Source organism: Streptomyces sp. NPDC001858 (genome assembly GCF_053594615.1).
The window spans coordinates 92,182-117,321 of the sequence record NZ_JBSFEV010000001.1 but is presented as its reverse complement, the minus strand read 5'-3'; the positions used below and the strand labels follow the sequence as shown (position 1 = coordinate 117,321).

24 protein-coding genes are annotated in these 25,140 nt (G+C 69.5%); 4 read left to right on the top strand and 20 right to left on the bottom strand.

From position 1 onward, the window contains the following. Nucleotides 1-7: 7 nt before the first annotated feature. The 11 genes from nuoK to ACWCPF_RS00560 are packed head-to-tail and all read right to left on the bottom strand — an operon-like array spanning nucleotide 8 to nucleotide 10,849. Nucleotides 8-307 carry an NADH-quinone oxidoreductase subunit NuoK gene (gene nuoK, locus ACWCPF_RS00610; protein ID WP_020130147.1) on the bottom strand — a complete coding sequence of 100 codons (300 nt, stop codon included), beginning with the start codon at nucleotides 305-307 and terminating at the stop codon, nucleotides 8-10. Further along, entirely contained in the window at nucleotides 304-1,158 is an 855-nt protein-coding gene (locus ACWCPF_RS00605; protein WP_451042779.1) for an NADH-quinone oxidoreductase subunit J, read from the bottom strand. The genes nuoK and ACWCPF_RS00605 overlap by 4 nt, the downstream gene beginning before the upstream one ends. Then, nucleotides 1,155-1,757: an NADH-quinone oxidoreductase subunit NuoI gene (nuoI, locus tag ACWCPF_RS00600; protein ID WP_451042778.1), complete on the bottom strand. Its 603-nt coding sequence runs from the start codon at nucleotides 1,755-1,757 to the stop codon at nucleotides 1,155-1,157. Before nuoI ends, ACWCPF_RS00605 begins: the two co-directional genes overlap by 4 nt. Continuing rightward, entirely contained in the window at nucleotides 1,750-3,111 is a 1,362-nt protein-coding gene (gene nuoH / locus ACWCPF_RS00595) for an NADH-quinone oxidoreductase subunit NuoH (protein ID WP_451042777.1), read from the bottom strand. The genes nuoI and nuoH overlap by 8 nt, the downstream gene beginning before the upstream one ends. After that, a complete protein-coding gene (locus tag ACWCPF_RS00590; RefSeq protein WP_451042776.1) occupies nucleotides 3,108-5,612 on the bottom strand; it encodes an NADH-quinone oxidoreductase subunit G in 2,505 nt (834 codons plus the stop codon). Before ACWCPF_RS00590 ends, nuoH begins: the two co-directional genes overlap by 4 nt. Next, a complete protein-coding gene (nuoF, locus tag ACWCPF_RS00585; protein WP_451042775.1) occupies nucleotides 5,609-6,961 on the bottom strand; it encodes an NADH-quinone oxidoreductase subunit NuoF in 1,353 nt (450 codons plus the stop codon). Before nuoF ends, ACWCPF_RS00590 begins: the two co-directional genes overlap by 4 nt. After that, nucleotides 6,958-7,830, bottom strand: coding sequence for an NADH-quinone oxidoreductase subunit NuoE (gene nuoE, locus ACWCPF_RS00580; RefSeq protein WP_451042774.1), 873 nt, complete (start codon nucleotides 7,828-7,830; stop codon nucleotides 6,958-6,960). The genes nuoF and nuoE overlap by 4 nt, the downstream gene beginning before the upstream one ends. Continuing rightward, nucleotides 7,827-9,164, bottom strand: coding sequence for an NADH-quinone oxidoreductase subunit D (locus ACWCPF_RS00575; RefSeq protein ID WP_451042773.1), 1,338 nt, complete (start codon nucleotides 9,162-9,164; stop codon nucleotides 7,827-7,829). The genes nuoE and ACWCPF_RS00575 overlap by 4 nt, the downstream gene beginning before the upstream one ends. Further along, nucleotides 9,161-9,925, bottom strand: coding sequence for an NADH-quinone oxidoreductase subunit C (locus tag ACWCPF_RS00570; protein WP_451042772.1), 765 nt, complete (start codon nucleotides 9,923-9,925; stop codon nucleotides 9,161-9,163). Before ACWCPF_RS00570 ends, ACWCPF_RS00575 begins: the two co-directional genes overlap by 4 nt. Then, the gene (locus ACWCPF_RS00565) at nucleotides 9,922-10,476 is read right to left on the bottom strand and encodes a NuoB/complex I 20 kDa subunit family protein (RefSeq protein ID WP_451042771.1); all 555 of its coding nucleotides are present in this window, start codon (nucleotides 10,474-10,476) and stop codon (nucleotides 9,922-9,924) included. The genes ACWCPF_RS00570 and ACWCPF_RS00565 overlap by 4 nt, the downstream gene beginning before the upstream one ends. A 13-nt stretch (nucleotides 10,477-10,489) precedes the next feature. Further along, entirely contained in the window at nucleotides 10,490-10,849 is a 360-nt protein-coding gene (locus ACWCPF_RS00560) for an NADH-quinone oxidoreductase subunit A (protein ID WP_129307483.1), read from the bottom strand. 743 nt (nucleotides 10,850-11,592) lie between these two features. Here ACWCPF_RS00560 and ACWCPF_RS00555 point away from each other — a divergent pair. Next, the gene (locus ACWCPF_RS00555) at nucleotides 11,593-12,402 is read left to right on the top strand and encodes a C40 family peptidase (protein ID WP_451042770.1); all 810 of its coding nucleotides are present in this window, start codon (nucleotides 11,593-11,595) and stop codon (nucleotides 12,400-12,402) included. A 360-nt stretch (nucleotides 12,403-12,762) separates the two neighbouring features. Here ACWCPF_RS00555 and ACWCPF_RS00550 read toward each other — a convergent pair whose 3' ends face one another. Beyond that, nucleotides 12,763-14,070, bottom strand: coding sequence for a geranylgeranyl reductase family protein (locus ACWCPF_RS00550; RefSeq protein WP_451042769.1), 1,308 nt, complete (start codon nucleotides 14,068-14,070; stop codon nucleotides 12,763-12,765). A gap of 97 nt (nucleotides 14,071-14,167) precedes the next feature. Here ACWCPF_RS00550 and ACWCPF_RS00545 point away from each other — a divergent pair, with 97 nt between their 5' ends. Together ACWCPF_RS00545 and ACWCPF_RS00540 are read left to right on the top strand one after the other, a co-directional pair. Next, nucleotides 14,168-14,674, top strand: a complete 507-nt coding sequence (locus ACWCPF_RS00545) for a GNAT family N-acetyltransferase (RefSeq protein ID WP_451042768.1) — start codon at nucleotides 14,168-14,170, stop codon at nucleotides 14,672-14,674. A gap of 133 nt (nucleotides 14,675-14,807) precedes the next feature. Continuing rightward, entirely contained in the window at nucleotides 14,808-15,131 is a 324-nt protein-coding gene (locus ACWCPF_RS00540) for a PASTA domain-containing protein (protein WP_451042767.1), read from the top strand. 38 nt (nucleotides 15,132-15,169) lie between these two features. Here ACWCPF_RS00540 and ACWCPF_RS00535 read toward each other — a convergent pair whose 3' ends face one another. The 4 genes from ACWCPF_RS00535 to ACWCPF_RS00520 are packed head-to-tail and all read right to left on the bottom strand — an operon-like array spanning nucleotide 15,170 to nucleotide 20,256. Continuing rightward, the gene (locus ACWCPF_RS00535) at nucleotides 15,170-15,865 is read right to left on the bottom strand and encodes a demethylmenaquinone methyltransferase (RefSeq protein ID WP_451042766.1); all 696 of its coding nucleotides are present in this window, start codon (nucleotides 15,863-15,865) and stop codon (nucleotides 15,170-15,172) included. Between the two features lie 32 nt (nucleotides 15,866-15,897). After that, entirely contained in the window at nucleotides 15,898-17,436 is a 1,539-nt protein-coding gene (locus ACWCPF_RS00530; protein ID WP_451042765.1) for an acyltransferase family protein, read from the bottom strand. Continuing rightward, nucleotides 17,436-19,907: a bifunctional polysaccharide deacetylase/glycosyltransferase family 2 protein gene (locus ACWCPF_RS00525; protein ID WP_451042764.1), complete on the bottom strand. Its 2,472-nt coding sequence runs from the start codon at nucleotides 19,905-19,907 to the stop codon at nucleotides 17,436-17,438. Before ACWCPF_RS00525 ends, ACWCPF_RS00530 begins: the two co-directional genes overlap by 1 nt. Nucleotides 19,908-19,926: 19 nt before the next feature. After that, nucleotides 19,927-20,256 (bottom strand): hypothetical protein, encoded by a 330-nt coding sequence (locus ACWCPF_RS00520; RefSeq protein ID WP_451042763.1) that lies wholly within the window; start codon nucleotides 20,254-20,256, stop codon nucleotides 19,927-19,929. Nucleotides 20,257-20,654: 398 nt separating this feature from the next. On the opposite strand from ACWCPF_RS00520, the gene ACWCPF_RS00515 reads away from it, so the two are divergent. After that, nucleotides 20,655-21,695 (top strand): chitinase, encoded by a 1,041-nt coding sequence (locus ACWCPF_RS00515; protein ID WP_451042762.1) that lies wholly within the window; start codon nucleotides 20,655-20,657, stop codon nucleotides 21,693-21,695. A gap of 39 nt (nucleotides 21,696-21,734) precedes the next feature. Here ACWCPF_RS00515 and ACWCPF_RS00510 read toward each other — a convergent pair whose 3' ends face one another. From ACWCPF_RS00510 to ACWCPF_RS00495, 4 genes are all read right to left on the bottom strand, one after another. Continuing rightward, nucleotides 21,735-22,346 (bottom strand): hypothetical protein, encoded by a 612-nt coding sequence (locus ACWCPF_RS00510; RefSeq protein WP_451042761.1) that lies wholly within the window; start codon nucleotides 22,344-22,346, stop codon nucleotides 21,735-21,737. A gap of 46 nt (nucleotides 22,347-22,392) precedes the next feature. Then, the gene (gene mqnC / locus ACWCPF_RS00505) at nucleotides 22,393-23,592 is read right to left on the bottom strand and encodes a cyclic dehypoxanthinyl futalosine synthase (RefSeq protein ID WP_451042760.1); all 1,200 of its coding nucleotides are present in this window, start codon (nucleotides 23,590-23,592) and stop codon (nucleotides 22,393-22,395) included. A gap of 126 nt (nucleotides 23,593-23,718) precedes the next feature. Beyond that, complete coding sequence (locus ACWCPF_RS00500; RefSeq protein WP_451042759.1) at nucleotides 23,719-24,534, bottom strand: prepilin peptidase; 816 nt, start codon at nucleotides 24,532-24,534, stop codon at nucleotides 23,719-23,721. After that, nucleotides 24,531-25,136 (bottom strand): hypothetical protein, encoded by a 606-nt coding sequence (locus ACWCPF_RS00495; RefSeq protein ID WP_451042758.1) that lies wholly within the window; start codon nucleotides 25,134-25,136, stop codon nucleotides 24,531-24,533. Before ACWCPF_RS00495 ends, ACWCPF_RS00500 begins: the two co-directional genes overlap by 4 nt. Between the last annotated feature and the right edge of the window lie 4 nt (nucleotides 25,137-25,140).

The window sequence follows — 25,140 nt, the reverse complement described above, 5'->3', positions numbered from 1 at the left end:
CGACCCCTTACAGCTTCATCAGGCTGGCGTCGTCGACCGAGGCCGAGTGGCGGGAACGGAACAGCGACACGATGATCGCGAGTCCGACCACGACCTCGGCGGCGGCGACGACCATCGTGAAGAAGGCGATGATCTGGCCGTCGAGATTGCCGTGCATCCGGGAGAAGGTGACGAACGCGAGGTTGCAGGCGTTGAGCATGAGCTCGATGCACATGAAGACGACGATCGCGTTGCGCCTGATCAGTACTCCCGTCGCACCGATCGTGAACAGCAGGGCCGCGAGGTAGAGGTAGTTGACGGGGTTCACTTCGACGCCTCCTCGGTCCGCCGGGAGTTCGGCTTGAGGTGCGGCGGCTCGATCGCGGCCCGATCCAGACGCTCCTCGGCGCGCCGCTCCAGCGCCTTGAGGTCGTTGAGCGCCTCGGTGGACACGTCCCGGATCTGGCCGCGCTCGCGCAGGGTCTTGCTGACCGTGAGCTCCGACGGGGTGCCGTCCGGCAGCAGACCTTGGACGTCGACGGCGTTGTGCCGCGCGTACACGCCCGGCGCCGGCAGCGGCGGTACGTGCCTGCCCTCGCGGACGCGCTCTTCGGACAGCTCCCGCTGGGTCTTGGCCCGCTCGGTGCGCTCGCGGTGGGTGAGCACCATGGCGCCGACGGCCGCTGTGATGAGCAGGGCGCCGGTGATTTCGAACGCGAAGACGTACTTGGTGAAGATGAGGGCCGCGAGGCCCTCCACATTGCCGTTCGCGTTCGCCTCGGCGAGGCCGTTGAACTCGGTCAGGGAGGCGTTGCCGATGCCGGCGACCAGGAGGATGCCGAAGCCGAGCCCGCTGACCAGGGCCAGCCAGCGCTGCCCCTTGATGGTCTCCTTCAGGGAGTCCGCCGCGGTGACGCCGACGAGCATCACCACGAACAGGAACAGCATCATGATCGCGCCGGTGTAGACGACGATCTGCACGATGCCCAGGAAGTAGGCGCCGTTGGCGAGGTAGAAGACCGCCAGGATGATCATGGTGCCGGCGAGACACAGCGCGCTGTGCACGGCCCGCTTCATGAAGACGGTGCACAGGGCGCCGATCACCGCGACGGTGCCCAGCGTCCAGAACTGGAAGGCCTCGCCGGTGGAGGTGGAGTAGGCGGCGAGCTGCGCGGTCATGCCTCCACCCCCTGGTCCTCGGGCTTCTCGCCCTTGGAGACGGCCACCTGCTGTTCCGTGCCGGGCGCCGCCTCGGTCACCAGGCCCCGGTAGTAGTCCTGCTCGTCCGTGCCCGGGTAGATGGCGTGAGGCGAGTCGACCATGCCTTCCTCGAGGCCGGCGAGCAGCTGCTCCTTGGTGTAGATCAGGTTGGCGCGGCTGGAGTCGGCGAGCTCGAACTCGTTGGTCATCGTCAACGCGCGCGTGGGGCACGCCTCGATGCACAGACCGCACAGGATGCAGCGGGCGTAGTTGATCTGGTACACGCGCCCGTACCGCTCGCCCGGCGAGTAACGCTCCTCGTCGGTGTTGTCCGCGCCCTCCACATAGATGGCGTCGGCGGGACAGGCCCAGGCGCACAGCTCGCAGCCGACGCACTTCTCCAGGCCGTCCGGATGGCGGTTGAGCTGGTGCCGTCCGTGGAACCGGGGAGCTGTGGTCTTCTCCTGCTCCGGGTACTGCTCGGTCAGCCGCTTCTTGAACATGGCCTTGAAGGTCACGCCGAAGCCGGCCACGGGGTTCTGGAAACCGGGGTCGGTCTCCTTGGGCTCCTCAGCCATCGGACGCCTCCTTTCCATCCATTGATCCGTCACTCACAGTGTCCACCCCACCACTGACAATGAGCTCCCGCTCCCGGCGCGGACCGCGCCTGGGCACCGGCGGCAGCTCCTGTCCCGGCAGCGGCGGGACGGGGAATCCGCCCGCCATCGGGTCGAAGCCGGCGGGCTCCGCGGGAGCCGCCGCGTCCTTCCCTCCGCTGCGGAACATGTCCACCAGGAAGGAGAGCAACAACAGGACCAGGACGCCGCCTCCGACGTAGAGGGCGATGTCGGCGAAGTCGTAGTTCTCGTTGCGCAGGGTCCGTACGGTCGCGACGAGCATCAGCCACGTGACGGAGACCGGGATCAGGACCTTCCAGCCGAGCTTCATCAGCTGGTCGTAGCGGACGCGGGGCAGCGTGCCGCGCAGCCAGATGAAGAAGAACAGCAGCAACTGCACCTTGACGACGAACCAGAGCATCGGCCACCAGCCGTGGTTCGCGCCCTCCCAGAAGGTGCTGATCGGCCAGGGAGCCCGCCAGCCGCCGAGGAAGAGGGTGGTCGACACCGCGGAGACCGTCACCATGTTCACGTACTCGGCGAGCATGAACAGCGCGAACTTGATCGACGAGTACTCGGTGTTGAAACCGCCGACCAGGTCGCCCTCGGACTCCGGCATGTCGAACGGGGCGCGGTTGGTCTCGCCGACCATCGTGACGATGTAGAGGATGAACGAGACCGGCAGCAGCAGGATGTACCAGCGGTCCTGCTGCTGCTCGACGATCGTCGACGTCGACATCGACCCCGAGTAGAGGAACACCGAGGCGAACGCGGCGCCCATGGCGATCTCGTAGGAGATCATCTGCGCGCAGGACCGCAGGCCGCCCAGCAGCGGGTACGTGGAACCGGAACTCCAGCCCGCCAGCACGATGCCGTAGATGCCGACCGACGCGACCGCGAGGATGTAGAGCATCGCGATCGGCAGGTCGGTCAGCTGCATCGTGGTGCGCTGGCCGAAGATCGAGATCTCGTTGCCGGCCGGGCCGAAGGGGATCACCGCGATCGCCATGAAGGCCGGGATGGCCGCGATGATCGGTGCGAGGACGTACACCACCTTGTCCGCGCGTTTGACGATCAGGTCTTCCTTCAGCATCAGCTTCACGCCGTCGGCGAGCGACTGGAGCATGCCCCACGGGCCGTGCCGGTTGGGGCCGATGCGCAGCTGCATCCAGGCGACGACCTTGCGCTCCCAGACGATGGAGAACAGCACGGTCACCATGAGGAAGGCGAAGCAGAAGACCGCCTTGACGACGACGAGCCACCAGGGGTCGCGGCCGAACATCGAGAGGTCTTCAGCGGCGAAGTACGGGCTCATGCCTCCACCTCCTTGGGGGCGTCGGCGGCGAGCGTCGCCGGGCCGATACGGACGAGGGAGCCGGGCGTGGCCCCGGCGTCGGAGGCGACGCCCCTGCCGGTGGAGTTCAGCGGGAGCCAGACCACTCGGTCGGGCATCTCGGTGATCCGCAGCGGGAGTTCGACGACCCCGGCGGGCCCGGTCACGGCGAGCACGTCGCCGTCCTTGACGCCCGCCTCAGCGGCCGTGGCGGGCGACACGCGCGCGTGTGCGGCGTGCCGCGTCCCGGCGAGCGCCTCGTCGCCCTGCTGGAGGACCCCCTGGTCGAGCAGCAGCCGGTGCCCGGCGAGGACGGCCTCCCCGGCAGCGGGTCGCGGCAACTGGGCTGCTGCTTCCAGCGGTTCGGTGGCCCGGGGGCCGTCCCAGGAGCCGAGTCGGTCGAGCTCCGCGCGCGCGGTGCGCAGATCCGGCAGACCGAGGTGGACGTCCATGGCGTCGGCGAGCATCTGCAGCACGCGCGCGTCGCCGGGCGCCAGGCGGCGGGCCATCTGGTCGGGCTTCAGCGCCGCCTCGAAGAAGCGGACCCGGCCCTCCCAGTTGAGGAAGGCGCCCGCCTTCTCGGCGACCGCCGCCACCGGAAGGACGACGTCCGCGTGCTCGGTGACCTCGCCGGGCCGCAGCTCCAAAGACACCACGAAGCCGGCCTCGGCAAGCGCCTCACGCGCGCGTGCCGGGTCGGGCAGATCCGCGACCTCCACGCCCGCGACGAGCAGCGCCTGGAGTTCGCCGGACGCGGCGGCCTCGACGATCTGCCCGGTGTCCCGGCCGTAGCGGTGCGGGAGGGCGGCGAGGCCCCAGGCCGCGGCGACCTCCTCACGCGCGCGTGGGTCGGTGGCCGGACGACCGCCCGGCAGCAGCGACGGCAGTGCGCCCGCCTCGATCGCGCCCCGCTCCCCCGCCCGGCGCGGAATCCACACCAGGCGGGCGCCGGTCGCCGAGGCGGCCCGGGCGGCGGCCGTGAGACCACCGGCCACGCCGGCCAGCCGCTCGCCGACGACGATCACCGCGCCCTCGGCCCGCAGCGCCTCGGCGGCCTTGCCGCCCGCGTCCTCCAGGCCGACACCGCTCGCCAGCGCGTCCAGCCACTCCGTCTCGGTGCCCGGTGCGGCCGGCAGCAGCGTGCCGCCCGCCTTCTCCAGGCCCCGGGTGGCGTGCGTGGCCAGGGAGAACACCCGCTGCCCGTGCTGCCGCCAGGCCTTGCGCAGCCTCAGGAAGACGCCGGGCGCCTCCTCCTCCGACTCGAACCCGACCAGCAGAACGGCGGGCGCCTTCTCCAGGAAGGTGTACGTGACCCCCGTACCGTCGAGGTCACGGCCGCGGCCGGCGATGTGGGCGGCCAGGAAGTCGGCCTCCTCGCTGCTGTGCACGCGCGCGCGGAAGTCGATGTCGTTGGTGTCGAGCGCCACGCGCGCGAACTTGCTGTACGCGTAGGCGTCCTCGATGGTGAGGCGGCCTCCGGTCAGGACACCGGTCTGGCCGCGCGAGGCCAGCAGACCCTGGGCGGCGATCTGCAAGGCCTCCGGCCAGGACGCCGGCACGAGGTCTCCCTCGGCGTTGCGCACCAGAGGCGTCTCGAGCCGGTCGCGCTGCTGGGCGTAGCGGAACCCGAACCGTCCCTTGTCGCAGATCCACTCCTCGTTGACCTCGGGGTCGTTGGCGGCCAGCCGCCGCATGACCTTGCCGCGCCGGTGGTCGGTGCGCGTGGCGCAGCCGCCGGAGCAGTGCTCGCACACGGAGTGCGAGGAGACGAGGTCGAAGGGGCGGGAGCGGAATCGGTACGCCGCCGAGGTCAGCGCGCCGACCGGGCAGATCTGGATGGTGTTGCCGGAGAAGTACGACTCGAACGGGTCGCCCTCGCCGGTCCCCACCTGCTGCAGCGCGCCCCGCTCGAGCAGCTCGATCATCGGGTCGCCCGCCACCTGGTTGGAGAACCGGGTGCAGCGGGCGCACAGCACACACCGCTCACGGTCGAGCAGCACCTGGGTGGAGATCGGGACGGGCTTCTCGTACGTCCGCTTGCGGCCCTCGAAACGGGACTCGGACTGGCCGTGCGACATGGCCTGGTTCTGCAGGGGGCACTCGCCGCCCTTGTCGCAGACCGGGCAGTCCAGCGGGTGGTTGATGAGGAGTAGCTCCATCACACCGTGCTGCGCCTTCTCGGCCACGGGCGAGGTGAGCTGAGTCTTCACCACCATGCCGTCCGTACACGTGATCGTGCAGGACGCCATGGGCTTGCGCTGGCCCTCGACCTCGACGATGCACTGGCGGCAGGCGCCGACCGGGTCGAGGAGGGGATGGTCGCAGAAGCGGGGGATCTCGATGCCGAGCTGCTCGGCGGCCCGGATGACCAGGGTGCCCTTGGGCACGCTGATCTCGGCGCCGTCGATCGTCAGCGTCACGAGATCTTCCGGCGGGACCGCCGCTTCGCCGCCTCCGGAGGGAGCGCTGGTGGTCACCGTCATGCGTTCACCTCCGTGTGCTTGTCGGCCCAGGCCGTCGACTTGGCGGGGTCGAAGGGGCAGCCGCGGCCCGTGATGTGCTGCTCGTACTCCTCGCGGAAGTACTTGAGCGAGGAGAAGATCGGCGAGGCGGCGCCGTCGCCGAGGGCGCAGAACGACTTGCCGTTGATGTTGTCGGCGATGTCGTTGAGTTTGTCGAGGTCGGAGAGGGCGCCCTTGCCGGCCTCGATGTCACGCAGCAACTGCACGAGCCAGTACGTGCCTTCGCGGCACGGGGTGCACTTGCCGCAGGACTCGTGGGCGTAGAACTCGGTCCAGCGGGTCACGGCGCGCACGACGCAGGTCGTCTCGTCGAAACACTGCAGAGCTTTTGTGCCGAGCATGGAACCCGCGGCGCCCACTCCTTCGTAATCAAGAGGGACGTCGAGGTGCTCGTCGGTGAACATCGGCGTCGAGGAGCCGCCCGGCGTCCAGAACTTGAGCCGGTGCCCGGGTCGCATGCCGCCGCTCATCTCGAGGAGCTGGCGGAGGGTGATGCCGAGCGGGGCCTCGAACTGGCCGGGGTTGGCGACATGCCCGCTCAGCGAGTACAGCGTGAAGCCCGGGGACTTCTCGCTCCCCATCGACCGGAACCATTCTTTGCCGTTTTGCAGGATCGCGGGAACTGACGCGATCGACTCGACGTTATTCACCACAGTCGGGCACGCATAGAGGCCCGCGACCGCAGGAAAGGGGGGACGGAGCCGCGGTTGACCACGGCGGCCTTCGAGCGAGTCGAGCAGTGCGGTCTCCTCACCGCAGATGTACGCGCCGGCGCCGGCGTGCACGGTGAGTTCGAGGTCGAGTCCGCTGCCCAGGATGTTCTCGCCGAGGTAGCCCGCCGCGTAGGCCTCGCGCACGGCCTCGTGCAACCGCCGCAGAACGGGAACGACTTCACCCCGCAGATAGATGAAGGCATGAGACGACCTGATGGCATAGCACGCGATCACAATGCCCTCGATGAGGCTGTGCGGGTTCGCGAAGAGGAGCGGGATGTCCTTGCAGGTCCCGGGCTCCGATTCGTCGGCGTTGACAACTAGATAGTGCGGCTTTCCATCCCCCTGCGGAATGAACTGCCATTTCATTCCGGTCGGGAATCCCGCGCCGCCCCGCCCTCGCAGACCGGAGTCCTTGACGTACGCGATCAGGTCGTCCGGCGACATGGCGAGCGCCTTGCGCAGGCCCTCGTATCCTTCGTGCCTTCGGTAGACGTCCAGACTCCAGGACCGGTCCTCGTCCCAGAAGGCCGACAGCACGGGTGCGAGCAGCTTCTCGGGGCTGCTGCCTTTCAGCTCGGGTGCCAAGGTCATCACTCCCCCTCCTCGGCGGTAGGCCCTGCCGGGTGGGCTGGGTCGGAGGCCGATGTGTCCTGCGGCGCGTCGTGCGAACTCAGGTGCTCGGTGGGCGACGGCTTGTGCACCGCCCGGTCCTGCGGCTCGTCGTGCGGCCCGCCGTCCCGCGGGTGGACCACGCGCGCGGGTGCGGTCTCTCCCCTTGCCAGGCGAAGACCCACCAGCGACGCCGGTCCGGCACTGCCGCTCGCCTCGACGGCCCCGTCCCGCTCGTCGGGGAAGCCCGCCAGGATCCGGGCGGTCTCCTTGAAGGTGCACAGCGGCGCACCGCGGGTCGGCGACACCGTGCGGCCGATGCGCAGGTCGTCCACCATGCGCTTCGCGCTCTGCACGGTCTGGTTGTCGAAGAACTCCCAGTTGACCATCACGACCGGCGCGAAGTCACAGGCCGCGTTGCACTCGATGTGCTCCAGAGTGATCTTTCCGTCGTCGGTGGTCTCACCGTTGCCGACACCCAAGTACTCCTGGAGCTCCTCGAAGATCGCGTCGCCGCCCATCACCGCGCACAGCGTGTTGGTGCAGACGCCCACCTGGTAGTCGCCGCTGGGGCGGCGCCGGTACATGCTGTAGAAGGTGGCGACGGCGGTGACCTCGGCCGTCGTCAGGTCCAGCACGTCCGCGCAGAACCGCATCCCGGTGCGCGTGACGTGTCCCTCCTCCGACTGCACGAGGTGCAGCAACGGCAGGAGCGCGGACCGGGAGTCGGGGTAGCGGGCGATGATCTCGCGCGCGTCCGCCTCCAGCCGGGCTCGGACGTCGTCCGGGTAGGCGGGCGCAGGCAGTTCGGGCATGCCCAGGCTGACGCCCTGCTCGGAAGAAGAGGTGGTCACCGGTCGACGCCTCCCATCACGGGGTCGATGGATGCGACGGCGACGATGACGTCGGCGACCTGGCCGCCTTCGCACATCGCCGCCATGGCCTGCAGGTTGGTGAAGGACGGGTCCCGGAAGTGGACCCGGTAGGGGCGGGTGCCTCCGTCGGAGACGGCGTGCACCCCGAGTTCGCCCTTGGGCGACTCGACGGCCGCGTACGCCTGGCCCGGCGGCACGCGGAAGCCCTCGGTGACCAGCTTGAAGTGGTGGATCAGGGCCTCCATGGAGGTGCCCATGATCTTCTTGATGTGGTCGAGGGAGTTGCCGAGACCGTCGGGGCCCAGGGCGAGCTGGGCGGGCCAGGCGATCTTCCGGTCGGCGACCATGACCGGGCCGGGCTGCAGCCGGTCCAGGCACTGCTCGACGATCCTGAGCGACTGGCGCATCTCTTCCAGGCGGATCAGGAAGCGGCCGTAGGAGTCGCAGGAGTCGGCGGTCGGGACGCCGAAGTCGTACGTCTCGTAGTCGCAGTACGGCTGCGTCTTGCGCAGGTCGTGCGGCAGGCCGGTGGAGCGCAGGATCGGGCCGGTGGCCCCGAGGGCCATGCAGCCGGCGAGGTCGAGATAGCCGACGTCCTGCATGCGGGCCTTGAAGATGGGGTTCCCGGTGGCGAGCTTGTCGTACTCCGGGAGGTTCTTCTTCATCTTCTTCACGAACTCGCGGATCTGGTCCACCGCGCCGGGCGGCAGGTCCTGGGCGAGTCCGCCGGGGCGGATGTACGCGTGGTTCATCCGCAGGCCCGTGATGAGCTCGTAGATGTCGAGAATCATTTCACGATCACGGAATCCGTAGATCATGATCGTGGTGGCGCCGAGTTCCATGCCACCGGTGGCGATGCACACCAGGTGGGAGGACATCCGGTTCAGCTCCATCAGGAGCACCCGGATGATCTTGGCTCGCTCGGTGATCTGGTCCTCGATGCCGAGGAGCTTCTCGACGGCGAGACAGTAGGCGGTCTCGTTGAAGAAGGACGTCAGGTAATCCATGCGCGTCACGAACGTGGTGCCCTGCGTCCACGTGCGGTATTCGAGGTTCTTCTCGATGCCGGTGTGGAGGTAGCCGATGCCGCAGCGGGCCTCGGTGACCGTCTCGCCCTCGATCTCCAGGATCAGGCGGAGCACTCCGTGGGTGGAGGGGTGCTGGGGGCCCATGTTGACGACGATGCGCTCGTCGTCGGCCCGGGCCGCGGACTGGACGACCTCGTCCCAGTCGCCACCGGTGACCGTATATACGGTGCCCTCGGTGGTCTCGCGCGCCGAGGCGGACGCGGCTGCTGACTGCGTGTTGCTCACGAGTACGACCTCCGCTGGTCCGGAGCCGGGATCTGGGCGCCCTTGTACTCGACGGGGATGCCGCCGAGGGGGTAGTCCTTGCGCTGCGGATGGCCCTGCCAGTCGTCCGGCATCATGATCCGCGTCAGGGCCGGGTGGCCGTCGAAGACGATTCCGAAGAAGTCGTAGGTCTCGCGCTCGTGCCAGTCGTTGGTCGGATACACCGAGACCAGGGACGGGATGTGCGGGTCGGCGTCCGGGGCGCTGACCTCCAGGCGGATCAACCGGTTGTGGGTGATCGAGCGCAGGTGGTAGACGGCGTGCAGCTCGCGGCCCTTGTCGTTCGGGTAGTGCACGGCGCTGACGCCGGTGCAGAGCTCGAAGCGCAGGGCCGGGTCGTCGCGCAGGGTGCGGGCCACCCGGAGCAGGTGCTCGCGCTCGATATGGAAGGTGAGCTCGCCGCGGTCGACGACCGTCTTCTCGATCGCGTTCTCGGGCAGGAGGCCCTGCTCCTCCAGGGCGCCCTCGAGCTCGTCGGCGACCTCGTCGAACCAGCCGCCGTAGGGCCGGCTCGCCGCCCCGGGGAGGCGGACCGAGCGGACCAGACCGCCGTAGCCGGAGGTGTCGCCGCCGTTGTTCGCGCCGAACATTCCGCGCTGGACGCGGACCTCCTCGCCGCCCTGGCCACGCTGGCCGGGGAGGTTGGAGGCGGAGAGGTCCTTCTCGGGGTTCACCCCGTCCGAGGAGCCGTTCACGCCATGGGTGCCGTTCGCGTCGCTCACCGCAGCAGCCCCTTCATCTCGATCATGGGCAGGGCCTTGAGCGCCGCCTCCTCCGCCTCGCGGGCCGCGTCCTCCGCGTTCACGCCCAGCTTGGAGTTCTGGATCTTGTGGTGGAGCTTGAGGATGGCGTCCATGAGCATCTCGGGGCGCGGCGGGCAGCCCGGCAGATAGATGTCGACCGGAACGATGTGGTCGACGCCCTGGACGATGGCGTAGTTGTTGAACATGCCTCCCGAGGAGGCGCACACGCCCATCGAGATGACCCACTTCGGGTTCGGCATCTGGTCGTAGACCTGCCGCAGCACCGGCGCCATCTTCTGGCTCACCCGGCCCGCGACGATCATCAGGTCCGCCTGGCGGGGCGAACCTCGGAAGACCTCCATGCCGAAGCGCGCCAGGTCGTAGCGGCCGGCACCGGTGGTCATCATCTCGATGGCGCAGCAGGCGAGGCCGAACGTCGCGGGGAAGACGGACGCCTTGCGCACCCAGCCCGCGGCCTGCTCGACGGTGGTCAGCAGGAAGCCGCTCGGCAGCTTTTCTTCGAGTCCCATGGCTAAAGGCCCCTCAGTCCCATTCCAGGCCGCCGCGCCGCCATACGTACGCGTACGCGACGAAGACGGTGAGCACGAAGAGCAGCATCTCCACGAGCCCGAAAACACCCAGGGCGTCGAAGGTGACGGCCCAGGGGTAGAGGAAGACGATCTCGATGTCGAAGACGATGAAGAGCATCGCCGTCAGGTAGTACTTGATGGGGAAGCGCCCGCCGCCCGCCGGCGTGGGGGTCGGCTCGATCCCGCACTCGTAGGCGTCGAGCTTGGCCCGGTTGTACCGCTTCGGACCGATCAGCGTGGCCATGACCACGGAGAAGATCGCAAAGCCTGCCCCGAGGGCTCCCAGTACGAGGATGGGCGCATATGCGTTCACCGCTCCTCGCTCCTCTCAGTCGGCACTGACTGCTGGCGATGGCGTCGGACTCACATCAGCCCCACCGGCCCCACGAACCCCGCCCTTCTCGACGAAGATCGCGAACATGTGAAGCAGGTCACAAGCCCAACTGCCTCGCATCTTATGCCCGCCGCTCTGTGATCTGCGACACGGGGTATTACACAAGCTTTGTGATCTCCACCACCTGACGAAGGATCATGAAGTCATATCAGCAGTGATCTTCGTACGCGAAGCGTCAGAGTGATCACAAGAAGTGACATTTGCACTCGTCGCCGCAGGCCACAGGGGGAGTCTCAATATCAAGAAGCTTCCCTTGCATGCAAATTGGAGATGGACTCGGTGTCCTGATAGTGGGGCGCATTCACACATGAGAGGGAGCCGTGCGCGAGGTGTGGACGCGTGCACGCGTTCACGAGCGGAATCAACCGCACCGCACGCGCGAGACACGGCCGCCCCGGTAACCGTTCCGTGACCTCCGCCACATTCATGAGAGGCCCATAAGAAGGGGGCTTGGCCAACGGTCTCAACCGGTGGTAGGCGGCGGGCAATCCGGGCGTAACGACGAAAGCCCATGATCACAGGCTTGATCACTTGAGTCCGCAATGTCCGTTACGGCGTCAATAAAGAACTCGGGGCAGGGAATTTGGGACACCCGTTGAACAACTGTGGCGCAGCACACGTTTCTTGTAGGTATGGAGGAGCCCCTGATACCGGTTGGACTCATGTCCCACACCGCTCACATACGCAGCCACCGGAAACCCCGCCGCAGCGCGTCGACGATCGCGATGCGGGCCGGAGTCGCCAGTGGTGTCCTCGGTACGCTGGCCGTCGCCACGGCGGCCGGTTCGGCCAACGCCGCCGAGCCGGTGACGCAGACGCTCGAACTGCCTGTGCTCACAGGCGACCTGGCCGCTCAGGTCGCGCAGTCCGCTCAGGCCACGCAGCAGGCCGCGGCGAACTACCAGTTGCAGGCCGAGCGCGACGCGGCCGCCACAGCAGCAGCCAAGGAGGCCAAGAAGGACCTCGCCGACGCCAAGGCCGAGGCGAAGAAGAAGGCCGAGGCCGCCCGTAAGGCCGCCGCCGAGCGCGCCACGCGCGCCGCCGAGCGGACCGTGCTCTCCACGTCGGCGAGCGACAACAGCAGCAGTTCCAGCAGCACGAGCACGTCCAACGCGACGGGTTCGGCCGCGGCCGTCATCGCCTTCGTGAAGGCGCAGATCGGGGACGCCTACGTCTCCGGCGGCACCGGCCCGAACTCGTGGGACTGCTCCGGGCTCATGCAGACGGCCTTCAAGCAGGTCGGCGTCGACCTGCCGCGCGTCTCGCAGGACCAGTCGACCTTCGGCACCCAGGTGTCCCTGGACAACCTGCAGCCGGGCGACATCCTCTACTGGGGCAGCGCGGGCAGCGCGTACCACGTTGCCGTGTACGTCGGCGACGGCATGTTCGTCGGCGCGCAGAACCCGTCCACCGGCGTGGCCGAGAAGCCGCTGTCGTACGACCCGCCGACCGGAGCGGTGCGGGTGCTCTGACACCCCCCAGGCGTCCCTGAAGGCGCCTCACGCACGCAAGGGCCGCAGCCGCTCGGGGGCAGCGGCCCTTCGGGCTCTCTCCTGCCACGCCCGACCCCGCCGGAGCTCCCCTGCCACCCCCGGCCCTGCGGGCTGCCCCCAGCGCCTCCAGAAAGGGCCGTAGGGAGCCCCTGCGGCGGGTGGCGGACCCGGCGGGTGGCGGACCGGCGGGAAGAGGTCTTCGCGCGCCGGGCCCGCCGAAGCCGAGGCCCTCAACAGGAACCAGGACCCGGCCCGGACCCGACCCAGCCAGGACCCGACCAGGTGGGACCTGTCCTCGCTGGGCCCCGTACCGGCCCGTTCGAGCCTCAGGCAGGTCCGTCAGGCCTTCGGGGCCACCTTGCTCAGGCCGTTGATGATGCGGTCCATCGCGTCGCCGCCCGTGGGGTCCGTCAGGTTGGCGAGCATCTTCAGGGTGAACTTCATCAGCAGCGGGTGGGTCAGTCCGCGCTGGGCCGCGATCTTCATGACCTTCGGGTTGCCGATGAGCTTCACGAAGGCGCGGCCGAGCGTGTAGTACCCGCCGTAGGTGTCCGCGAGGATCTGCGGGTAGCGCTGCAGGGCGAGTTCGCGCTGGCCGGGGGTGGCGCGGGCGTGGGCCTGGACGATGACGTCGGCGGCGATCTGGCCGGACTCCATGGCGTAGGCGATGCCCTCGCCGTTGAAGGGGTTCACCAGGCCGCCGGCGTCGCCGACCAGGAGCAGCCCCTTGGTGTAGTGGGGCTTGCGGTTGAAGGCCATGGGGAGGGCGGCGCCGCGGATCGGGCCGGTCATGTTCTCGGGGGTGTAGCCCCAGTCCTGAGGCATGGAGGCGCACCAGGCCTTGAGGACCTCGCGCCAGTCGAGTTCCTTGAAGGAGTCGGAGGTGTTGAGGACCCCGAGGCCGACATTGCTCGTGCCGTCGCCCATGCCGAAGATCCAGCCGTAGCCGGGGAGCAGCCGGTCCTCGCCCGGGCCGCGGCGGTCCCACAGCTCCAGCCAGGACTCCAGGTAGTCGTCCTCGTGGCGCGGGGAGGTGAAGTAGGTGCGGACGGCGACGCCCATCGGGCGGTCCTCGCGGCGGTGCAGGCCCATCGCCAGCGACAGGCGGGTGGAGTTGCCGTCGGCGGCGACCACGAGCGGGGCGCGGAAGGTGACTTCGCGTTTCTCCTCGCCCAGCTTGGCGTGCACGCCGGTGATGCGGCCGGTGCGGTCGTCGATGATCGGGGCGCCGACGTTGCAGCGCTCGTAGAGGCGGGCGCCGGCCTTCTGGGCCTGGCGGGCGAGCTGCTCGTCGAAGTCGTCGCGCTTGCGGACGAGCCCGTAGTCCGGGTAGGAGGCGAGATCCGGCCAGTCCAGCTGGAGGCGGACACCGCCGCCGATGATGCGCAGGCCCTTGTTGCGCAGCCAGCCGGCCTCCTCGGAGATGTCGATGCCCATGGCCACCAGCTGCTTGGTGGCGCGCGGGGTGAGGCCGTCGCCGCACACCTTCTCGCGCGGGAACTCGGTCTTCTCCAGGAGAAGTACGTCGAGGCCGGCCTTGGCGAGGTAGTAGGCGGTCGTGGAGCCGGCCGGCCCCGCGCCGACGACGATCACGTCGGCGCTGTGCTCGGAGAAGGGCTCGGCGTGGGGCTCGTTCACGGCGGTCACGGCGGGATCTCCCCAAGTTCGGAATCTACGTGCCGACCGGCACTGGACATGGGCAGTCTATTCAGCAGTATTGATCACCCGGCTGAAGGGCTGCCCCGTGAACCGAACTCTCCCCGTAGTACGGCTGCGTGTTCCCACGGACGAGGACGCGGTCACGTGGCACCGGGTCTTCGACGACCCTGACGTCATGGAGTTCCACGGCGGCAGATCCGCGGAGCTGTCGGTCTACGAGGAGCTCACCGCCCGCCAGCGTCGGCACGACGCCGAGCGCGGCTTCTGTCTGTGGACGATGCTGGACCACGACGACCGGGTCATCGGGTTCACCGGCGCCCAGCCGTGGCCCGGCGAGTGGGGGCCCAAGGGGGAGATCGAGATCGGCTGGCGGCTCGGGCGGGAGCACTGGGGCCAGGGGTATGTGACGGCGGCCGCGCAGATGACGCTGGAGCGGGTGCGGGCGGCCGGGGTGCCGGGGGTGGTGGCGATGGTCGACGCGCGCAACGCGCGGTCCGTCGCCGTCACGCAGCGGCTGGGCATGCAGCTCGCGGAGGTGTTCACGACTCCCGAGTCGCAGCGCGAGGGGCGCTGCTACCGGCTGAGTTGGTGATCCACAAAAGTCACTCTATGTAGTCGTCGGCTACAGAAAGACACCTGGCGCTTCCGGACGCCACCCCCGGGCGGTTACGCTTCCAGTACCGCTGGGGGTGACATCTGTGCTCATACCACCCAAAACACCCGAAGTGCGCGTGCCCAGGTTCATCGGCCTGATGGCCATGGACGCGCGCGAGGCGGCCGCGGCGCAAGGCGTGCTGCTGGCCGCACCGGACCGGCCCGATTTCCACCGCGCGGTCGTCGACTACGTCGTACGGCAGTACCCGCCGCCGGGTGTGGAGGTGCCGCGCGGCTCGGTCGTCAGCGTGTGGTTCGACTTCTCCGAGGGAGAGGGCGGCGGAGGCGCGGGCGTGCGGGAGCCGCGCGTGCCGAGACCGGGCGGCGGCGGAATGCAGCGCGAGCTGGACCGGTCCGGGGATCGGGATCGCCCCTTCGAGGCGATCACCGGTTGACGGCCGGGCACCGAGCCCGCCCGCCCCGGGGGTCTCTCTCAGGCCTCCTTGAAGCCTCGGTGGAGGGTCACCACGCCGCCCGTCAGGTTGCGCCAGGCGACCTTCGACCAGCCGGCCTTGCGCAGGTGCTCGGCGAGGGCGGGCTGGTCGGGCCAGGCGCGGATGGACTCGGCGAGGTAGACGTAGGCGTCCGGGTTGGAGGAGACCGCGCGGGCCACCGGGGGCAGGGCGCGCATCAGGTACTCGGTGTAGACGGTCCGGAAGGGCGCCCAGGTCGGGTGCGAGAACTCGCAGATCACGACGCGTCCGCCCGGCCGGGTCACCCGGTGCATCTCCCGCAGGGCGGTGTCGAAGTCCTGCACGTTGCGCAGGCCGAAGGAGATGGTGACGGCGTCGAAGGTGTCGTCCTTGAAGGGCAGCCGTGTCGCGTCCCCGGCCGTGAACGGCAGCCAGGTGTGCTTCCGCTTGCCGACCTGGAGCATGCCGAGGGAGAAGTCGCAGGGGACGACGTAGGCGCCGGTCTGCGCGAAGGGGAGGGAGGAGGTGGCGGTGCCCGCGGCGAGGTCCAGGACCTTCTGGGCGGGGCGCGCGTCGACCGCCTTCGCGACCTCCTTGCGCCACCTGCGGTCCTGGCCGAGCGACAGGACGTCGTTGGTCACGTCGTACCGTTCCGCCACGCGGTCGAACATCGAGGCGACTTCATTGGGCTGCTTGTTCAGGGAAGCGCGAGTCACCCGCCCATTGTGGCAGCCCCGCCCTCACCGGTTCACGGCAGGAGCCTCGGCTTCTTCCGCGCCGCCACGTCCTCGACCCACCCGCACAGCAGCACGAAGACGCCGATCAGCAGCCAGCCGATGCCGAACATGAACCACTGGCTGTCGAGCGGCAGGTACTTCTCGAACGCGGGGACGTTCCAGAACTGGTCGACCAGCGGCACGGCCAGGATCAGGGCGATCTCGTGCCAGAGGTAGATCGTCACCGCGCGCGCGTTGAAGACGGTGACGATCCGGTTCGTGCGCCGGAAGCGGGTGAGCCAGGCGAAGTCGATCCCGAAGTACGCCTTCGCCCACATCAGCAGCATGACGAAGCCGGCCGACCAGAAGGCCTGCGCGAGGGGGTTCTCGTCCAGGTCGTAGGTGCCGAACTCGGCCTGGTGCGTGACGGCGTACCAGCCGCCGAAGGCGATCGCCGCCAGCGACACCACGACCACCAGGGCGGGCTTCATCCGCTGCAGGACGCCGTCGCGGTGGGCGAAGCCGAGCATCCAGCAGAAGAGGTACGTCGAGAGGTCCCACATCGCGGTGCCGACGCGGTTGTCCGGGCCGGCCCAGACGAAGGTCAGGACCAGGATCGGCGCGAGGGACAGCGCCAGCACGGGGATCGGGGCGAGCCGGAACAGTCGCAGCAGGAGCGGCGAGAGCAGCACGAACCAGAGGTAGGTCCGCAGGTACCAGAGGATCTCCCAGGCCTGCTCGCCCCAGGCGTTGCCGGGCGGGTCGCCCAGCGGCACGATCCAGTAGACGATCTCCCAGTTCGGCATCCAGTCGTGGATCAGCATCGCCAGGACGACGAAGACGCCCCAGAACCAGAACGGCGGCAGGAGCCGGCGCAGGCGGCTCTTCACCACCTTCGCCGCCGGACGCTCCAGGGACTTCGCCATCAGGGTGCCGGCCAGTCCGAACATGACCCCCATGGACGGGAAGACCATGCCGGCCCAGGCCCAGCCGAACGTGTGATACGCCACGACTCTTATCAGGGCGAGGGCGCGGAGCGTGTCGAAGTAGCGGTCCCGCTGGGGAGCGGCGGGCTTGGGCGGGGACGCCTCCGGCACATCCTCGGCGGCGGCAGCCTCCGACTGCGGAGCGGGCGCCGACTCCGGCTCCGGCACCGCCACCGGCATCGGCTCCGGCTCCGCGCGCGGAGGCTCCACGGTGGGCAGGATCGCCGTCCCGTCGACGGCGACGCCCTGCCCGTGCTCGACGTACTCCCCGTGCTCCCCGTACCCCCCGTACTCCGAGTGCTGCGCATACTGGGTGCTCTGCGCATATTGGGCGTACTGCGTGTACTGGGCGTACCGGGAGTGCTCCGAATGCTCCCCGTACTCCCCGTACCCCTCGTACCCCCCGTACTCCGGCGGGTACTGCTGGGGAGACGGCTGCTGCACGTACTGCTGCGGCTGCCCGTTCCCGTCGTAGCCCCGGTAGCCCCCGTAGCCCTCGTGCCCCTCGTAGCCTTCGTACCCGGACGGGTACTGCCCGTGTCTCTGTCCGTGCTCCTGCTGCTGCTCCTGCTGCTCCCAGCTCATCAGCTCACCCCGGCCGGGGTGCCGACCTCGCCCGTGCGCTTCAGCTTCTGCCAGCGCAGGCGGCCGCCGGTGAGGGCGGTGATGCAGGAGTGGATGAGGACGAGGTACATCATCTGGCGGTAGGCCAGCTGCTGGAGCGGCATCATCAGCAGGTACCGGTACTTCTCCCGGTCCAGGCGGAACGCGTAGGCCGCGCAGCCCAGCTGGATGCCGAGGACGGCCAGCCAGGCCAGCAGGGCGGCCTGGAAGTCGATGAAGATCATCGAGTAGACGGTGAAGACGTCGATGAGCGGGGCGAAGACCGGTGTGATGATCTGGAAGAGCACGACCAGCGGCATCCCGACCCGGCCGAAGCGGCCCGAGGGACCCTTGTCCGTCAGGGACTTGCGGTGCTTCCACAGGGCCTGCATGGTGCCGTAGGACCAGCGGTAGCGCTGGGACCACAGCTGCTTCAGGGAGCCCGGCGCCTCCGTCCAGGCCTTGGCGTGCTCCTGATAGACGACCTGCCAGCCGCCGCGGTGCATGGCGATGGTGATGTCGGTGTCCTCGGCGAGGGTGTCCTCGCTCATGCCGCCTACCTCCAGCACCGCGTCGCGGCGGAACGCGCCGATCGCGCCGGGGATGGTCGGCATGCAGCGCAGCAGGTCGTACATGCGGCGGTCGAGGTTGAAGCCCATCACGTACTCGATGTGCTGCCAGGCGCCGATGATCGTGTTGCGGTTGCCGACCTTGGCGTTGCCGGCGACCGCGCCGACCTTCGGGTCGGCGAAGGGCTGCACGAGGTGGTGCACGGCCTCCGGCTCGAAGACCGTGTCGCCGTCCATCATCACGACGATGTCGTAACTGGCGTTGCGGACGCCGTTGTTGAGGGCGGCCGGCTTGCCCGCGTTCTCCTGGCGGATGACGCGGACGTTGGTCATGCCCAGGGACCTCGCGGCCTCGCGGGAGATCTCGGACGTGCCGTCGGTCGAGCCGTCGTCCACGACGATGATCTCGATCGGGTGGGTGCTCTTCGCCAGCGACTTGAGGGTGTTGGCGATGCACTCCTTCTCGTTGTACGCCGGGACGATCACGCTCACCGGGCGGGTGATGGTCGGTCCCCAGCTGAAGCGGCGCTTGTTGCGCAGCCGGTAGTGGCGGCGGGCCAGGATCAGCATCATCCCGAAGCGGCCCATGACGGCCACGCCGACGACCATCAGCCCCACCGACAGCGTCGGCACGGTCCACTCGGCGAGGGTGACGGCCGCGATGAGGGCCTTGCCCTCGTAGAGGGTCACGCCGGTGGCCTCGCGGTGCGCGGCCTGCAAGGGGTCGATGTTCCCGCCCGCCCCGCCGTTCCCGCCCGCCCCGCCGTTCCCGCCCGCCCCGCCGTTTCCGCCCTCGGCCCCGACGCCGTTCCCTGCGCCGTTCCCTGCGCCGTTGCCGTTACCGGCACCGTTGCCGCCGGGTATGTTGCCGGGCTGCTCGCCGGTCGCCCCGCCCGCGGCTGCCGCGCCGTCCGCCGCGGCCGTCGCGCCCGCCGACGGCGTCGCGGTGGCGCCCGCGGACTGCTGCTGGCCCGTGCCGGAGGCCTCGCGAGCCGCTGTGTTCTGCTCCTGGATCACACCGCTGATGGTGGTGAAGGTGTAGCCCTCGGCCTTCATCTTCTTGATGTAGGTCGGCAGCGCTTTGATCGTCTGCGAGCGCTCGCCGCCGGCGTCGTGGAAGAGGACCGACGCGCCCTTGCCGTCCTCGGGCGTGGCGCCCTCGATGATCTTCGAGACGCCCGGCTTCTTCCAGTCGTCGCTGTCGGTGTCGACGAAGACGCTGGTGTAACCGTCGGCGCCGAGCTCCTTGTAGACGGGCCAGCTGTAGTTGTCGATGGCGTCCGTCTCGGAGGAGTACGGGGCGCGGAAGAGCGTCGTCGTGATGCCGGCCGCGCCGGCGAGGGCGAGCTGGGTCTGCTCCATCTCACGGTCGACGCGGCTGGTCGACTGGTAGGAGAGATCGACGTGGGTGAAGGTGTGGATGCCCACCTCGTTGCCCTGCTCGACCATGTCGTTCACGATGCCCGGGTAGCGCGACACCATCGAGCCGACCACGAAGAACGTGGCGGGCACGTCGTACTCCTGGAGGATCTCCAGCACCTGCGGCGTCCAGGTCGGGTTCGGGCCGTCGTCGAAGGTCAGCGCGATGGTCTTGTCGGGCACCGAGACGGTGGTGGCCTGGCCGCCCTGGAAGGACAGGATGGGCCCGCCGTCGAGGATGTCCTCGGGCACCTCGCTGGCGCTGGCGTCGGTGCGCACGCGCTGGTCGCCGCCGACCTCGGCGCGCAGATAGCCGTCGAGGAGCATGACCATGGTCAGCGCGAGCAGAAGCAGCAGGGCGAGGATGACACGCGGTTTCTGCAGCGCCGCGGCCTTGCCCGCGGCCCGCTCGATGCGGCTCGGGGCACGGCGGCGGCCGCCGCGGGGGGAAGTGGTCGTCGTCATGGCAGTGGCTGCGCTCCGGTCAGTTGGCGGCCGCGGAGGCGCTCGCGGTCGCGGTCGGGGCGGAGCTCGGCGGCTCGCCGGTGGCGACGCCCGACGGCGGGGCGCCGGTGGGCTTCGAGGGCTGACTGCCGTAGCCGCCCTGCGGCTGGAAGCCGGCGGGGCCGGAGTTCTGGGAACCCCCCGGGCCGCCTCTGCCGCCGAAGGGCAGCAGCGAGGACGGGGTCAGCGAGGTGCCCCAGCCCATGAAGGCGGCTCCCAGGACGACGGCGTACACGAGGCACCCCACGCCCATGAGAAGACCGATCCGGCGCAGCAGCTTCGACCTGCGTCCGGAGTTGTCAACGAACACGGGCCCCTCGGCGGAGGCGACGTCACGTTTGCGGCCGCGACGGCTGCCGCGAGAGGCGGCACGGCTTTCGATGGCAGGCTCGGATTGCATATCCCGGGATATTAGAGAGCGTTTATGTGGCGCCGACTCTGAACCACTTGTGAGAGACCAATGAGAAACGCGTGAACCTGTCTCTTCCCTGAGAGAACCTTGAAAGCCCTGCGCAACATCAGCCCCACATGCGAGGGTTGATTGTCCCTTTTGAGTGGGTGGTTATCACCTTTTGCGCGCTTGCGTCCATGACTTGTCTGTGTGTCCACTGTTCCCGCGCGATCCACCCACATGTGAGACATTTCCAATTCGGAAACGCCTTTTGTTTCCGTCCTGAGACAGAAATCACGAGAGCGGGTGCATACGCAATGAGGAGTTTCCTGATGCCGACGGCTGGGGTCACCTGCCTGTTTGCCCTGGCCGTATCGGGATGCTCCGCGGGCTCCGACAGCACGTCGGACGCGGCGCCCGCGGCCACCGAACGGGCGAGCAGCAGCCCCTCCCCATCGGAGAGCGCGAGCTCATCCAGTACCAGCACCTCCTACGCGCCGTACGTGAGCGCGGGGGAGGCGTCGGAGAACGACTCCGCCGGTTCGCCGACGACGTTCAACCTGGCGTTCGTCATCGGCAGCGGCAGCGGCTGTACGCCGAAGTGGAACGGCACACAGGCCATCGACGACACGACCGTGACGTCGCGGATCGCGGCCCTGACGGAGTCGGGCGCCACGGTGCGCGTCTCCTTCGGCGGGGCGTCCGGCGACGAGCTGGCGGCCACCTGCGACAGCGCGTCCGCACTCGCCGAGGCGTACGGCGCGGCGCTCGACGCGGCCGGCTCCACCCAGGCCGACTTCGACATCGAGGGCGACGAACTGACCGACTCCGCCTCGGTCGCCCTGCGTTCCGAGGCCATCGCCGCCCTGCAGAAGGAGCGCACGGACCTGGAGGTCTCCTTCACGCTCCCGGTGATGCCAGCCGGGCTGGACGCGGACAGCCTGGCGCTGCTGGCGTCCGCGAACAAGTACGACGTCCAGGTCTCCACCGTCAACCTCATGACGATGAACTACGGCGAGTCGTACTCCGGCGACATGGGCGGGTACGCGATCACCGCGGCGACGGCCGCGCAGGCACAGCTCAAGGAGGTCTTCGGCACGACGGACACCGACGCGTGGAAGGCGATGGCGCTGACCTCGATGATCGGCACGAACGACGTCGACAACGAGACGTTCACGCTCGAGGACGCGGCGCAGGTGCGGACGTTCGCCAAGGAGAAGGGCATCTCGTGGGTGTCCATGTGGTCGACGTTCCGCGACCAGCAGTGTGAGGAGGGCACCGACACGGACGACGCGCTGACCAACTGCAGCGGCGTCGACCAGGAGGCCGGCGCCTTCGCGGAGGCCTTCTCGGAGTAAGCCCCCGAAACTCCGCTACAAAACTCCGCTACGGATCGGCTACCGCCGTCGGTACACCAGGCGGCCCTCGACCACCGTCGCCACGCAGGCGCTCGCGCCGGCGGTCGCGAGGGCCGTCTCGTCCGGGACGTCGAAGACGGCGAACCGGGCGGCGGAGCCGCGCTGTCTGGGCGAGGCGAACTCCACCGGCAGACCGCACGCGTACGGGTCCAGCGAGGGCGTCCCGCCGGGCTGCCCGAGCCGGCCGATCGTCGCCAGCCCGGACCGGCGGACGGCGTCCCGCACCGCGCGGCGGCCCGGTTCGCCGTCCGCGCAGGCCGCCGCGACCGTGCCGTGGGCCAGCATGCGCTGCACCCCGCGCCGGGCGCTCGCGCCCCAGCGCGCGTCGTCCGGGGCGAGCGCCGTGAGCGCGTCGCCGGTCAGCGGCGCGGTGCCCAGTTCGTCTGCCTCGCGCGGATCGGGGTGGTAGGCCCCGTCCAGCAGTTCCGTGCCGTGCAGATTGATCAGACCGGGCGTCAGGATCCCGGGCCACCGGCGCACCCTGGCGCCCGCAAACGCGTCGACGAGCTGCTCCAACGGACCGGCCTCGGCGATCCAGGCGCCTTCGACGGCGAGCGCCCGGCCCCTGGAGTCGGAGTGAATCGTCAGCACGGCAGCCCTAGTCGGAAACTCATCGAAAGCCAATGGGAGGCGAAGGCTAATTGGAGGCGAGCAGCTTCAGTTCCGGGTGGGCCGTGCCGCCCGCGATCGCCGTGGACGAGATGTGGGACATGACGCGCTCGTCGACGGGGTCGTTCGCCGGGTCGTCGTGGACCAGGAGGTGCTCGTACGTCGTGGCGCGCTGGGCGGGGACGCGGCCCGCCTTCCTGATCAGGTCGATGATCTCGAGCCGGTTGGAGCGGTGCTTGGCGCCGGCCGACGAGACGACGTTCTCCTCCAGCATGATCGAGCCGAGGTCGTCCGCGCCGTAGTGCAGGGAGAGTTGGCCGACCTCCTTGCCCGTGGTCAGCCAGGAGCCCTGGATGTGCCGGATGTTGTCCATGAACAGCCGGGCGATCGCGATCATCCGCAGGTACTCGAAGAGCGTCGCCTGGGTGCGGCCCTTCAGGTGGTTGTTCTCGGGCTGGTAGGTGTACGGGATGAAGGCGCGGAAGCCGCCCGTCCGGTCCTGTACGTCACGGATCATCCGCAGGTGCTCGATGCGCTCGGCGTTGGTCTCGCCGGTGCCCATCAGCATGGTGGACGTCGACTCGACGCCCAGCCCGTGCGCGGTCTCCATGATCTCCAGCCAGCGCTCGCCGGACTCCTTCAGCGGGGCGATGGCCTTGCGGGGACGCGCGGGGAGCAGCTCGGCGCCCGCGCCCGCGAAGGAGTCGAGACCGGCCGCGTGGATACGCGTGATCGCCTCTTCGACCGACACCTTGGAGATCCGCGCCATGTGCTCGACCTCGGACGCGCCCAGGGAGTGGATCACCAGCTGCGGGTACGCCTGCTTGATGGCGGCGAAGTGCTTCTCGTAGTACTCGACGCCGAAGTCCGGGTGGTGCCCGCCCTGGAACATGACCTGGGTGCCGCCGAGCTCGACGGTCTCCGCGCAGCGGCGCAGGATGTCGTCCAGATCGCGCGTCCAGCCCTTCGCGGTGTCCTTCGGCGGCGCGTAGAAGGCGCAGAACTTGCACGCCGTGACGCACACGTTCGTGTAGTTGATGTTCCGCTCGATGATGTACGTCGCGATGTGCTCGGTGCCGGCGTACATCCGGCGGCGTACGGCGTCGGCGGCGGCGCCGAGTGCGTGCAGCGGGGCGTCGCGGTAGAGGTCGAGGGCCTCTTCCGGCGTGATCCGCCCACCGGCCGCGGCACGGTCGAGCACGGACTGAAGGTCGGCCTTCTCGGTCACCGGGGGCGTCCCTTTCGTCAAGGTCGAGCGTCGAGGATCTGATGAGGATCAGCTGAGGATCGGTTGTGGATCAAGCGTGGTGGGCGGACCGAACCAGCCTACGCCAGCGCTCCGACAAGCCCGACTTCAGGCCGCGTACGCGCCGATCAGCAGACCCGTGAAGGTCCCCGCGAGCATGAACGGCCCGAACGCGATCAGCGTCTTGCGTCCCGCCCGCCCGGCGACGACCAGCGCGCCCCCGTACAGCGCGCCGAACAGGAACGCGGCGAACGTGCCCAGCATGACCGTCGCCCAGCCGTACCAGCCGAGGACGGCGCCCGTCCCGAGCGCCAGCTTCACGTCGCCGAAGGCCATCCCGGCCGGGTTGACGAGGTGCAGCACGAGATACGCGCCGCCGAGCGCGAGCGCGCCCAACAGGGCCGTCGTCCAGTCGCCGGCGTGCTCGGGCAGCAGCGCGGCCCCGCCCAGCAGGGCGAGGGCGGCGGCGGCGAGCGGCAGGGTGAGCGGATCGGGCAGCCGCCGCACCCGCACGTCGACGACGCCCAGCAGCACCCCGACGGGCGCGAGCAGCAGCCAGACGGCCAGCTCGGGCCGGGTACCGGTGGCGAGGGCGAGCGCGGCGCACAGGACCGCGGTGAGGACGGGCAGCAGAAGCGCACCGGAAGCGTACGAGCCCTCCCCGACCGGCCCGGACTCCGCCTCCGCCTCCGCCTCCACCCGCCCCACCCGCTCGGCGCACCGCGCGCAGTGCGCACGCCCGAGCCAGCCGCCGAGGGGGTGGCCGGCCGGGCAGCTGTCCCGCCAGTCGCCGTCCCGCTCCTCCCACGGAGTGGCGAAGCGGTACGCGGCGCGCGGCAGCAGCGCGCCCGCCGCGGCGCCCCAGAGCGCGGCGACGGCGGCCAGGGCCAGGTCGCTGGGAGGCGTGCTCAGCGCAGCGATCACCGACTCCCCCGCGCGGTCCGGCTCTTCCCCTTGCCCTTCTTGCGGAGCCGCTTCAACCGGGCCTGCTCCTGCGCGCGCCGCTCCGACGTCACCGCGCCGCGGCGGCGGTACCAGAGCCAGCCGAGCGCGGCGGCCGTGACCGCGTAGGCCAGCAGGGCGCTGCCGGTGCCCGGGATGTAGTCGCACATCGCGCTGCCCGAACCGCAGTTCCTGCCGGGCAGCGCGCCGAGGACGTACATCATCGCGCCGAACGCGGCCGTCCAGCAGACGGCGCCTCCGATCGAACGTCCGATCCGGGCCGGCCGGGTGCGGCCCCGGTGGCGTTCCGGGGCGGAGAACCACGCGCCGCCGATCCAGCCGGCCACCGTCAGCAGCCCGAGCCCGGCGCCGACCGTCCAGCCGCCGCCGGGCACGTCCACCAGCACCGGCGCGGTCGCCCGCACGAACCACTTCCACAGGCCCATCCCGGTGAGGAGGACGGCGAGGAGGGCCACCAGGAGGAGAACGCCTCCGGCGATGCCCCAGCCGTCACGGGCCCGGAACCGCTTCCCGCCGCCGTCGCTTCTCCCTGTTCTTTCCACTCTTTCCAGCTGTTCCCCCATGTGG